Source organism: Lacipirellula sp. (assembly GCF_965279485.1).
GTDB lineage: Bacteria > Planctomycetota > Planctomycetia > Pirellulales > Lacipirellulaceae > Lacipirellula.
This window is the reverse complement of sequence record NZ_CBDIIC010000001.1, coordinates 490726-502701: the sequence shown is the minus strand read 5'-3', so window position 1 is coordinate 502701 and position 11976 is coordinate 490726. Positions and strand designations below refer to the sequence as shown.

10 protein-coding genes are annotated in these 11976 nt (G+C 61.0%); 4 read left to right on the top strand and 6 right to left on the bottom strand.

The window, feature by feature from the left end:
- Positions 1–122 precede the first annotated feature (122 nt).
- The 3 genes from ACQY7R_RS02145 to ACQY7R_RS02135 all read right to left on the bottom strand — a co-directional run bounded on the left by ACQY7R_RS02145 (position 123) and on the right by ACQY7R_RS02135 (position 2846).
- Positions 123–494 (bottom strand): hypothetical protein, encoded by a 372-nt coding sequence (locus tag ACQY7R_RS02145; protein ID WP_428303957.1) that lies wholly within the window; start codon positions 492–494, stop codon positions 123–125.
- A 74-nt stretch (positions 495–568) separates the two neighbouring features.
- A complete protein-coding gene (locus ACQY7R_RS02140; RefSeq protein ID WP_428303956.1) occupies positions 569–1051 on the bottom strand; it encodes a DinB family protein in 483 nt (160 codons plus the stop codon).
- 214 nt (positions 1052–1265) lie between these two features.
- Positions 1266–2846, bottom strand: coding sequence for a sulfatase (locus tag ACQY7R_RS02135; protein ID WP_428303955.1), 1581 nt, complete (start codon positions 2844–2846; stop codon positions 1266–1268).
- Between the two features lie 164 nt (positions 2847–3010).
- Between ACQY7R_RS02135 and ACQY7R_RS02130 the strand changes: the two genes are divergently transcribed.
- A complete protein-coding gene (locus tag ACQY7R_RS02130; protein WP_428303954.1) occupies positions 3011–4342 on the top strand; it encodes a sulfatase-like hydrolase/transferase in 1332 nt (443 codons plus the stop codon).
- Between the two features lie 463 nt (positions 4343–4805).
- Here ACQY7R_RS02130 and ACQY7R_RS02125 read toward each other — a convergent pair whose 3' ends face one another.
- On the bottom strand, positions 4806–5234 hold the full coding sequence (locus ACQY7R_RS02125; protein WP_428303953.1) for an OsmC family protein: 429 nt from the start codon (positions 5232–5234) through the stop codon (positions 4806–4808).
- Between the two features lie 416 nt (positions 5235–5650).
- Here ACQY7R_RS02125 and ACQY7R_RS02120 point away from each other — a divergent pair, with 416 nt between their 5' ends.
- The 3 genes from ACQY7R_RS02120 to ACQY7R_RS02110 all read left to right on the top strand — a co-directional run bounded on the left by ACQY7R_RS02120 (position 5651) and on the right by ACQY7R_RS02110 (position 9524).
- Positions 5651–6388: an ELWxxDGT repeat protein gene (locus tag ACQY7R_RS02120; protein ID WP_428303952.1), complete on the top strand. Its 738-nt coding sequence runs from the start codon at positions 5651–5653 to the stop codon at positions 6386–6388.
- Positions 6363–9050, top strand: coding sequence for an ELWxxDGT repeat protein (locus ACQY7R_RS02115; protein WP_428304975.1), 2688 nt, complete (start codon positions 6363–6365; stop codon positions 9048–9050). The genes ACQY7R_RS02120 and ACQY7R_RS02115 overlap by 26 nt, the downstream gene beginning before the upstream one ends.
- An 81-nt stretch (positions 9051–9131) precedes the next feature.
- On the top strand, positions 9132–9524 hold the full coding sequence (locus tag ACQY7R_RS02110) for an HPF/RaiA family ribosome-associated protein (RefSeq protein WP_428303951.1): 393 nt from the start codon (positions 9132–9134) through the stop codon (positions 9522–9524).
- Between the two features lie 157 nt (positions 9525–9681).
- On the opposite strand, the gene ACQY7R_RS02105 is transcribed toward ACQY7R_RS02110, so the two are convergent.
- Positions 9682–10749: a hypothetical protein gene (locus ACQY7R_RS02105; RefSeq protein ID WP_428303950.1), complete on the bottom strand. Its 1068-nt coding sequence runs from the start codon at positions 10747–10749 to the stop codon at positions 9682–9684.
- A gap of 17 nt (positions 10750–10766) precedes the next feature.
- Positions 10767–11528 (bottom strand): NTP transferase domain-containing protein, encoded by a 762-nt coding sequence (locus ACQY7R_RS02100; protein ID WP_428303949.1) that lies wholly within the window; start codon positions 11526–11528, stop codon positions 10767–10769.
- Positions 11529–11976 lie beyond the last annotated feature (448 nt).

Genomic DNA, 11976 nt, shown 5'->3' with positions numbered 1-11976 from the left:
TCGTCGTATCTTTAGCCCCGGGCTCCGCCCGGCGGTCGGCATGCAGTTCGTGAGGCATCGCCGTACGTGACGCGCCCCCCTGGCGGAGCCAGGGGCTAGAAATACGGACGATGGCTGCTGGGCTACAGCACGATCATCACCAAGAACCCGCACGCCACCGCAGTCAGAATGAGGCCGACGCAGAACAGCACGTCGACGACTAGCGTCATGCCAATCGCCCGTTTCCGCAGCGGCGTCCGCAGGGCGATGAACGAGATGATCGCGGCGCCAAGGTAAACGAACGACGTGGCGGCGAGAACCTCGTCGCACAGCGTTTCGATTTCGGCCGTCGCTTTGATGACGCCGATCAGCCCGATGGCCGTGAGGCAAACGCCCAGCATGCCGGCCGAGACCGAGATGATATTCAGCAAGTGATCATGCAGCTTGTCATCGCTGTTGTGATCTTGCATCGGGATATGCGTCGGCTCGTGGTGGTCGTGTGGCTCGTGAAGCATGGGCTCGTTCAGTGAGTAGAAGCGGACGCCAACCCTGTGTGCAATCTCTGATTCTTCGGCTTCTCGCAGTATCGCTAAAACAACGGCGGACGACCGAGTTGACGCCGCACGATCACCCACTGGCCCGAGTGCATCAGCCAGTGGCTGCCGGCCATCGAGAAGAGGGCCGCGACGGTCGGCGCCCAGAAGACGCCCGTCTCGCGGTCTAGATCGGCGTCGCTTTGCTGGAAGAGGGCCTCGATGGTCGCTTGCTGCTGAACCTCGCGGGCGGCGAGCAGTTCAGCCTTCGTGAGCAGCTTCGCGGGATCGTCGACACTTGCCGTCTCGGCGTTGTAGATCGACGTGAACCCCTCGGGCAGCGGCTTCAAGAACTTCGGCGCGCTCATCTCGAGGTGATGGTGGTCGGACCAAATGAGATGGCCGACTTGCCAGTTGATATGATTGGCGCCCGGGGCAGGGCGGTGGAGCATCTCGGCGTCGGTGAGATCTTCGAGGTAGGAGAGGGCGACCAAGGCGCCGCAATCGATGGAGATTTTGATGGCGTCGCGGGCGTTCATGCTGGCGTCTCCAGGATCGACAGATAAAGCAAAATCGGGGCGGCGCTGTCGAGCAGCGCCGCCCCGATAAGCTAGTTTGATCTGACGCGGAGGCCAAGAGGGGAATGGGGATTCGTGGATTGGCGAAGCTGGTTGCGCCGCGGTGGCGTGAAACCATCTTGCGAAGCGAGCCCTCCTCCAAATCCCTCCCTTTGAGCGAGGGGGAGTCGCTCGCTTACGACTGAGCCGCGGCGGGCCGCTTGTTCTTCTTGTTCTTGCCTTTCGCCTTCGCCTGCCCCTTGCCTTGGCCCTTCTTCGCAACGACTTGCGGCTTCGCCTCGGGCTGCTTCGCTAAAATCTCGCGAAGCTGGGCGACGACTTCCGGCTGCTCGGCCGCGAGGTTTTTCGATTCCTCAGGATCAGCCTGGAAGTCGTACAGTTCGAAGATCGCCTCTTCAGCCGGGGCGCCCGGCGTCTTCCACTCGACGAGCCGATAACGATCAGTCCGCACGGCGCGGCCGAGCAACTTGCCGCGCGGGAAGACATGGAACGCGACGCCATCGGTGTGGGCCGCTGCGTCGTTGAGAACCGGCGCCAGACTGGAGCCGTCGAGCTCGTACGGCAGCTCGATGCCGGCGAGTTCGCACAGCGTTGGGTAGATGTCGACCGTCTCGACGAGTTCCTCCGAAACCTCGCCCGCGCGCACGCCGCTGGGCAGGTCGATGATGTACGGAATGCGGGCCGCCTGCTGGTAGTTCGTGTGCTTGCACCACATCCCGTGATCGCCGAGGTGCCAGCCGTGGTCGCCCCAGAGGACGATGATCGTGTTCTTGTCGAGGCCGTTGGCTTTGAGCGCGTCGAGTACCTTGCCGATCTGAGCGTCGGTATAGCTCGTCGCAGCGCAGTAGCCGTGGATGAGTTTGCGCTGGAGTTCGTCGTCGACCGGGCCGCTCTCGGGAGCATACTTGTACTGGCGAAGCTCTTGCCACTTGGTCGGCGCGAATTCGGGCGCTCCTTCGGGAGCTTCGCGAAGTTTCGCCAGCTCAAACTTGGCCGGATCGTACAGGTCCCAATACTTAGTCGGAGCGCAGAAGGGAAGGTGAGGCTTCACAAAGCCGACAGCGAGGAAGAACGGCTCGTCCGGCTTCTCGGCAGCGGCGGCGAGGCGCTTCACTGCCTCTGCAGCGACCTGGCCGTCGGCGTAGACTTCGTCTTCCACGTCGGCCGACTCATAAGCGGCGCCGCGCGGAAGTTTGCCAGCCTTCAGCTCAGGCACATTCGTAAAGCGAGCTTCTTCGCGCGTCCCTTCGGGATTTCGATTCTCCGCCAGCGCGTAATCGCCCTTTCCGCGAAAGTGCGGCACGCTCCACGAAGCTTTGTCATCAAAATTGCCGTGGCCGACGTGAAAAATTTTGCCGAGGTTCTCTGTGCGGTAACCAGCGTTTTTGAACGCTTGCGGCAAAGTCACTGCGTCGGGCTTTCCTTGGCGGAAGTTAGTCTGCAGATCGTAGATGCCAAGCGTCTGCGGTCGGAGACCGGTGAGCAGCGAATTCCGCGACGGAGCGCACACCGCCTGATTGCAGTACGCCGCATCGAAGCGGACGCCTTGCGACGCAAGACGATCGATGTTCGGCGTCACGGCATGCGGATCGCCGTAGCAGCCGAGGTATGGTTTGAGATCGTCGATGCAGATCAGCAGCACGTTCGGGCGCTTGGCATCGGCGGCCTGCAAATCTGCGGAGCTGCAAGCAAATGTGACTGCCAGCGCAGCGGTGATGATGGCCAAGCAGCGAGATGTCGCGACGAGTTGTTTCATGGCAATTTCGAATCAGCCGTGGAGGGCGGCGGTGACTCCCAAACGAGACTGGTTGTGAGTACGATCAAAGCGCTGGAGCAGCGCGAAATGGCGGCAACGCTCCGTTTACTTTAACAGATTTGAACGGGGTAGGTTTCGCGATGCATCGGTATTCCGGATTCGTCATGGCCTTGGTCTTGCTGCTCGTGCTCCCCTCTGCGGTGCAAAGCGCGGACCGCCCGCCGAACATCATTCTCATCATGGCCGATGATCTCGGCTACGAGACGATCACGGCGAACGGCGGCGAATCGTACCAAACGCCCAATATCGATCGCCTCGCGAAGGCAGGGATGCGGTTCGACGATTGCTACGTCCAGCCGGTTTGCACGCCGACGCGCGTCGAGCTGATGACGGGGCTGTCGAATGTTCGCAACTACATCGAATTCGGCGTGCTCGATCCTGAAGCGAAGACGTTCTCGCAGTTGTTCAAGCAAGCGGGCTACGCCACCGCGATCACCGGCAAGTGGCAGCTGGGCCGGAAGCTTGGTTTACCGCAGCATTTTGGCTTCGACGAATCGTGCCTGTGGCAGCAAACGCGGCGGCCGCTGCGATACGCGAACCCCGGGCTCGAATACAACAATGAGGAACGCGATTTCACCAATGGCGAGTACGGACCTGATCTCATCAACGAGTTCGCGCGTGATTTTATCACGCAGCACAAGGACCAGCCGTTTCTACTCTACTACCCGATGCTGTTGACGCACGATCCCTACGTGCCGACGCCCGACAGTCCCGACTACAACCCGCACGCCAAGGCCGAACGCGAAGACCAAGCCCCGCGGCACTTCGCTGAGATGGTCGCGTACATGGATAAGGAAGTCGGCAAGATCGTCGCTCACGTTGACGAACTTGGCATTCGGGACGAGACGATCATCATCTTCCTCGGCGACAACGGCACCGGTCCCTGGATGACTTCGCAGTTCAAAGGGAAGTCGTACAAGGGCGGCAAGGGAACGAGCACCGCGCGCGGCATGCATGTGCCGCTCATCGTCAACTGGCCAGGCCACGTGCCGGCGGACAAGGTGAACGACGACATGATTTCAGCGGTCGACTTCTTCCCGACGCTCTGCGCGGCCGCGGGAGTTTCCATTCCTGCATCGCTGAAGCTCGACGGCCAAAGCTTCTGGCCGCAGGCGTTGGGCGAAGCTGGCAAGCCGCGCGAGTGGCGGTACTCATGGTTTTCCTCCGACGGCGGGGAGAACAACAAACGCGAGTTTGCGATGACGAAGGAGTACAAGCTTTACCGCGATGGGCGGCTGTTCGACTTGGGCGTCGATCCCTACGAGGAGCGTGAGCCGCTCGATCAGTCGAAGCTAAGCGACCAGCAGCGGAAAGTCGTTAAGCAGTTGCAAGACGTACTGGCGTCGTACAAAGACGCCCGCCCGGCGAAGTTGCTCAAGCCGGGCCAGCCGTTGAAGAAACGCAATGTGCTGCCAGGCGCCAAGGCGGGCGAGTAGTGTCGCGTCGTCGCGTGGGGTGAATGCGATTTTAGGCGACAATAAAGCATCGCTCTAAGTTGTTCGCACGGAGTAGCTTGCGGCAATTGTCGCTCGTCGCGTGATGTCGCGAGGCGACATTAAAGGCGATTGGCGACACGGAGTTCGCGCCTCACGATGGTTCCCGCCCGGGTCGGCGGCGAGCGAACGATGGGTTGTCAAAGACCGGGTTAGCGCGCAACATCTCCTGGGATGCCTCCACGTTAGCAAATTGGATTGAGGATGTCCGTTACGATTTTCGGCCACCGCCGGGCTCGGATGTCCGCCATCGCTCACCAGCACGTTGCGAGCGACGATGCGAACCGGGATAGATGCCGACCCCCGGGCGGAGCCCGGGGCTAGGAATGCGCAACAATCAAAAAAAGAGCGAGGGCGAAGCTCCATGCTTCGCCCTCGCTCTTATCAATCTGCACAATCGCGGGCGTTAGCTCACTAGCTTCGCGTCGAGCGTGATCTCCGCCGCAGCAAGGACCTTCGACACTGGACAGTTCTCTTTTGCCGCCTTGGCGATCGCCTGGAACTTCGCGTCATCAAGCCCCGCCACCTTTACGGCGGTCTTCAACTTGATGCTAGGGATCTTGAAGCCTTCGCCATCCTTCACCAGGGCAACATCTGCGGATGTTTCAATTTTCTCCGGCGGGTGGCCTGCCTTCGTGAGGGCGCCGCTGAGGGCCATCGAGAAGCAGCCGGCGTGAGCGGCGGCGATCAGCTCTTCTGGGTTGGTTCCCTTGCCATCCTCAAAGCGAGACTTGAACGAGTAAGGGCCCTCCCAGGCGCCGGTGCCGAGTTTCATCGTCCCGTTGCCGGACATAATATCGCCGTTCCAAACGGCGGTGGCGGAGCGTGCGGGCATGGTATTTGTCCTTTGGGGATGGGTGCGTGGTCGGACGGCGCGGAAGTCTGTAACACGATCGCCGAGCTTCTGGCGATTTTAGCCGACTTTAGGCCGTAGCGGCAGCTGGGGGCGTAACGCAGGAATTTCCAGGAATCGTGTAGCCTCATTTCCGGATGTTTGTATACTCAGGGAGTTGCCGGGCCAGCAGCGTGGCTATACCAGCAACTCTAACGACGTCGTGGCACGGGAAACGGCCAGGAACAGCGGCGTCGCTTGTCTGCTAATTGTTTTCCGAGGCGTTGATCGGGGCTCAACGCATGTCGGGCAACTGAAGAGGCAATCTCGTGGCAGAGAACACACCGAACGAAAGTTCCGGGCGTCGCCGTCGTGGTCTGCGCGCTATTCGTAGCATCCCTCAGCATTCGCGACGTCGCTTGGCGGTCGAGTCCCTCGAAGACCGCCGCATGCTGGCGATCGACTTCGGCCTCATTGAAGACATCAACACTGCCGGACTCCCCCTCCAAATCGGGAAGCCGACGAGTCTTACCAAGGTTGGCGAGACGGTCTTCTTCACGACCGAACGCATTTCGTTTAGCGACCGCGAATCGCTCTGGAAGATCGATCCGACGACGCACGAAGCCTTATTGCTGAAGACGTTCTCAGCTTCTTCTGACGGCATATTAAACTTGGCGCGTGCCGTCGAGTTCAATGGCTCGCTCTACTTCACTGCCAACGACGGCGCGAGCGGCTTTGAACTTTGGAAGAGCGACGGGACGGCCGCGGGAACGGCCCTCGTGAAGGATACCATCGCAGGGGTTACCGGCGGCTCTCCCACGTCGCTTACCAACGCGAACGGCGTCCTTTATTTTGTCGTCTCCGACGGCTCGACAACGCCGTCGCGGCCGATCCAGCTCTGGAAGAGCGACGGCACGACCGCTGGCACGACCGCCGTGACCAACATCGGGAACAGTCTTGGTACGATCGGAGTTGGCGACTCTTATACGAAAGTTACCCGCAGCATCACCGCCGTGGGGAGTGAGATCTACTTCGTCGCCAATGGTACAGGCGGCGTAGAGCTATGGCGCAGCGACGGCGCAGCGACGGCGCAGCGACGGCACAGCGGCCGGCACCGCTGCGGTCGCGGACATCCGCCCTGGAACGCTCGGCAGTAATCCAGTCCAACTCACGGCCGTCGAAGATCTGCTGTACTTCAGCGCCAACGACGGCGCGCATGGTCACGAGTTGTGGCGGACAGACGGCACCGTCGCCGGCACGACGATGGTCGTCGATCTCAACCCAGGCGCGGGCAACGGTTTCTTCCGCGAACTGATCGAGGTCAAAGGCACGCTTTTCTTCCGCGGCAACGACGGCATTGAGGGTTCCGAACTCTGGAAGAGCGACGGTACTGCCGCAGGCACTCAGTTTGTGAAGGGCTTTGACGCCGATCAATTCAGCGGCGCCCCCGACATGTTCTACAACTGGGCGGGCTCACTCTATTTCACTGCAAGAGATTACGGCGGTTTTGGGCTGTGGAAAACGGATGGGACGACGGCGGGAACGAATCTCGTCCGCTCGATTGCCGACGGCGGCCCTTACCTCGACCTGCCGCGCGATCTCGATGCCGGCACGCCGTGGGCTGCGGTGATGGGAGGCGAGCTCTACTTCCTCGGCGATTTCCATAACCGACTGTGGAAAACCGATGGTACGTCTACAGGGACCGTGCCGGTGCGGCAGTTAGTAGACGTTGTCCAGCCTACCGTGCCGTCCGGTGAAATCGAGACTTGGATGATCGCGGCGGGCGACCGCGTCTACTTTGTCTATACGCCGTACCCCGGCAGTGGGCAATCGCCCCGGCTGATGGCGTCCGACGGGACTTCGGCTGGTACGCTGCCGATCTCCGCCGCTGATTCAGGCACAGACCACGCGATTAGCACCTGGTTACAACAGACGGTTGGCGGGATCACATACTTCGCCGCGACAGACGTAGAGCATGGCTGGGAGCTTTGGCGCAGCGACGGCACAGTTGCGGGAACATACATCGTTCGCGACATTAATCCGGGCGTCTTAGGATCCGGCGTCGGCCAGTTTGCCGCCATGAACGGGCTTTTTTATTTCTCCGCTCAAGACGGCACGACCAGAAGCCTGTGGCGGAGCGACGGAACAGAGGCCGGCACTTGGCAAGTAAAGCCGCTTGCTTCCGGCCTGTCATGGCCAACCGTAGTGGACGACGTCCTCTATTTCCAGTCGTACGTTTACAACGTCGGTTGGGAACTCTGGCGTACGGATGGAACGATTGAAGGGACTTCGATCGTTAAACTTATTTCGCCAGGTTTCGTCTCGCCGAGCGCGAGTCGGATGATCGCATTCGACGGAGAGCTTTACTTCAAAACGAACGACGGCGTTAGCGGGCCGGAGTTGTGGAAATCCGACGGCACGGTCGAGGGGACCGTGCTGCTAGCGGATATCGTTCCTGGAATCGCAGGAAGCTATCCTACGAACTTCACTGTCGCGGGAGACTTCCTTTACTTTGCGACAGGGCAGTTGACGCGGGATCTATGGCGGACTGACGGCACGGCGGCCGGCACGGTGAAACTCAGCAGCAGTTCGTCCTTCTCGGTGTTAGGCGAGTTCGAAGGTCCTGGATTTCAGGAAGCGAGTGGATTGCTCTACTTCGTGGGAACCGGAGCCGATGGAACAGGCAACGAATTGTGGCGCACCGACGGCTCGGCGGGTGGGACGTTCAGACTCGCTGACATCTCGCCGGGAGCGACCAGTTCGAACTTGGCGAGCTTCACGAACGCCAACGGAGTTCTCCTCTTCACGGCCCGCGACAGTTCTTCGCAGCGGCAACTCTGGCGGAGCGACGGAACCCTCGCCGGAACGACGCTGGTAACCCCGATTGTCGCTAAAGCTGGGACGGTCGTCTCAGTCGGCGGTTTGAGGCAGGTTGGCGACGATACTTGGTTCACCGTTGGTAGCTCCTCGAATGAAGTGGAATTTTGGCGGACTGACGGCACTGCTGCGGAAACGATCTTCGTGACGGCAGTGGGCGGCGTCACCCTCTCCCCGTCAGCGCCGCCGCCGATCGTCGTTGGCGACCATCTGGTTCTGCCGCTGAGAACCGTCGCGTACGGCATCGAACTCTGGTCGGCGACATTCGTCGAGGCAGCCCCGCTCGCCGGCGACTTCAATCGCGACGGCGTCGTCGATGGCGCCGACTTCCTTCTCTGGCAGCGTAATCTCGGCGCCGCCGCGAATCCCTACGGCGCCGGAGCCGATGGCGATCAAAGCGGTCGCGTGGGGAGCGGCGACCTCGACGTGTGGAAGGGAAACTACGGTCCGGCAGTTCCTGCGCTCGCGGCAGCCACAGCTCCGGCGTCATTGGTCACGCAAGATGTCCACGACGCTTCGTTGCCTATCGTGGCGCCTCTTGCCGCAACAATCGCAGCGAGTCCAGACGAGGCCAATTCTTGGTCAGTGGTTGCCCAGAGACCAAGCCCGCGGGCGGAGCAGGGTCGCCTGACTTGGTTCCTCGATTCTCTATCAAGAACCACCCCCGCCGGCCGTTCTGCGGCGTTCCACGTCGCCGGGCGAGAGTCCACGGTTTTCCCGGCGGGCGCGCCTGCCGCATTGTGGAAAAGCGAAGCCGCCCAGGCATGGGATTTGCTCGCCCGAGAGTCGCTTGTCGCCGGTGCGTCCGGCCCGGGCGACGTCTCTTCCTCGCTACGGCCGGAAAAGTCGTCGCCTTTTGACGGCGAGGAGATCGACTGGCGTTTGGAACAACTGTTTCAAACGGAACGACTCGCCGGGACCGATAGCCGCGACGAGCTATAATTACTTGGTGAGTTCTCGGCCGCCTTGTCAGTCTTTTCCGACGGCCGAGCTCCCGGTGGTCCTGGTAGAGGAGAACGCAACGTGCAAGTTCAAGTTCACACCGACAACCACGTCAACGGCAGCGCTGGATTGACCAGCCATGTAGAGGACGTCGTGTCGGCTGCGTTGAGTCGATTTGGGAACCGCGTCACTCGCGTCGAAGTGCACATTGGTGACGAGAATGGTCACAAGGGAGGCAATCACGACAAGCGTTGTGCGATGGAAGCGAGACTCTCCCACTTGCAGCCGATTGCCGTGACGGCCACGGCGCCAAGCGTCGACGCCGCGATTCACGCGGCCGCTGAAAAGCTGCTGCGGACGCTCAGCAAGTCGCTAGATAAGAAGTACGACGCGAAGGGCCGTACCTCGACCGCTGAGTTTGCCGCTGTGCAGCAGGTTGAAGAAGACGTTGAGGAGTTTGCACTCGAAGATTAAACGTGACGCTTGTCGTCGCGTAGTGTTAACGAACTAAGTTCAAGATCAGGCCGCGGGAGGCGACTTCCGCGGCCTGCTTTTTTGCGAGCGGATTGTGCGTGCTACCCGCGGGCGCCGCCCGCGGCTTTATGGCGAGGGGCACGCTTTGTACATCGCTCTACGCATACTTCTCGCGGAGCCGCCGGGCCGCGGCGACTTGGTTCTTTAGCTTCGTGTAAACCTCGTCAATGCTCACCACCGCCGCCGAGCCGGGCGCAAAGCCGCAGTCGGGGTTGAGCGTGATCCGCTCAGGCGCCAAATGCTTCAGCGCCAGCTCGACGCGATCGAAGATCGCATCAGCCGAGTCGATGCAGCCTGGCTGGCAGCTCACGCATCCCAGGCCGATCTCGAAGTCCTCGCGCAACTTCCCAAATACGGCCATGTCGCCGGCGCCGGGCGCGGTGAACTCCATCGTGAGATGCTGCACTTGCAGTCGATTGAGCTGCGGGATGATCGCGTCGTAGCCGCCGCTGTGTTGCAGTTCACCGCGACCACGAGCGCCAGCGCGGCGGCATAAATGCACCGCAAGATGAACATCCTTCACGCCCGATACGACTTGGTTGGTCATCTCGACGGCGAAGTCAGCAGCGCGGTCAGGATTTTCGTACTGCCGCCGCACTTCGGGATCGACGAACAGGCACAAATGGGGATCGTCGATTTGCACCACCGACGCTCCTTGCTTCTGCAGCAGCTCGAGTTCGCGCCGTAAGATCGGTACGCACGCTTCGACGAACGATTCGCGCGTCGGGTACGCCTTCGCGGAAAGCTTGGCGTCCCACATCCGTTCGCCGAGCAGCGCGGGCGCGGGGAGCGTCGCTTTGATCTGCCGCTTGGTGATCGAGCTGAGAAACTCTGCTTCGCGGGCGATGAAACCTGGATTCTTCGGCGACAGCTTGTCGACCACGATCGTCCATGGCCGGCCGTCGGCCGGATTGCGGCTCAGCTCGAAGCCGTGGGCCAATTCGGCAATGACGCCAATGTAAGACTTCCGCCACCATTCGCCGTCGGTCACCACGTCGAGGCCCGCGCATTCTTGCAGCGCGACGACCGACCGAATGGCCCCTTCCATCCAACGGTGATAGTCGCCCGGCGAGCCGGTGAAATCGTCCGAGATGAGATCCTTCACATAGTCGGGCCGCGGCATCGAACCGACGACCGACGTGGGGAATAACACAGATCCGCCCATGGCTTGCTCCAGAAATGCTAGACCCCGCCGCTCGCCCAATTGCGGCGGGCGAAGTCAAAATCTTGCTGCGTATCGATCTCGATATACCCGCCCGGCGTATCGGTGTGGCCGAACCGCTCGCCCGCTTCGACCATCAACTGAAACAGCTGAATGAGATATGCCTTCTCGAACGTGCGGCCGTCGCGGAACTCGCCCGTAGCATATTGCTCGCGCGCCTCATGATAGTGCTGCGTCAATCGCCGCGCCCCCTCGGCCGTGAATTTCGCCACGCCGGTGAACTCGCCGTACGCTTCGCCCTCAGGGATCTTGCGATCGACTCGCGTGACCAATCCGCCCGCGACCGTCGCCTTTTCCGCATCGTCCGACGGATGTTCGGTCCGTTCGCCGTAGCGGTTGAGCCACTTGGTGTCGATCGACAGCGTCATGTCGTCGCGGCTGGCGAGCAGGCCCTCGATCACCGAAGGGCGATACAAAATGTCGGAATAGCTGCAAATGAACGGCTCGTCCATGAGGTCTTCGGCGAAGAAGAGCGAGGCGAGAATGTTGTTTTGCTCCCAAGCGTGATTGTGGCGGAAGTCGAACTCGGGATACGCCGCGCGGAGCTTTTCGATTTGGTAGCCGCCAATGTACGCGACGTCGGTAACGCCGTTCTGTCGAAAAGCCTCGATGGCCCAGTCGATAATGCGCATGCCACCGACCTCGGCGAAGCACTTGGGAGCGTCGGCAGTGGTCGGCATCAACCGGCTGCCCCGGCCGGCGCCGATGATTATGGCACGCATGGCGATCAAGTTCCGAACGAAGGGGATGAGAAGCGGCCGGTATCGTAGCGGAGTCGCGGGCGAGTCGCAAACCGCTCGGAGTTCTGTTTGAGCGAGTTGTGCAATTCAAAAAGATTAACCGCCAAGGACGCCAAGAGCGCCGAGGGAATACAGAAGAATCTAGGAACCGCCGATGGACGCAGATGAACGCTAATAAGAAATATCTGCGTTGATCTGCGTCCATCGGCGGTTTCAATATCCCCGCATTCCTTGGCGCTCTTGGCGTCCTTGGCGGTTCAAAAATCTGCAGTACTTCCAAGGCATCGGCAATAAACCAGCGGCTGCAGCGAATCGCCTACAACCACCCCACTCGTTGGTCGCCGCATCCCAGCCACTCCACACTGGCCGATACGGCGAAAAACCGTCCCAATCGGCGTCTCCACAACGCCCCGCACCCCGAGAAAACCTC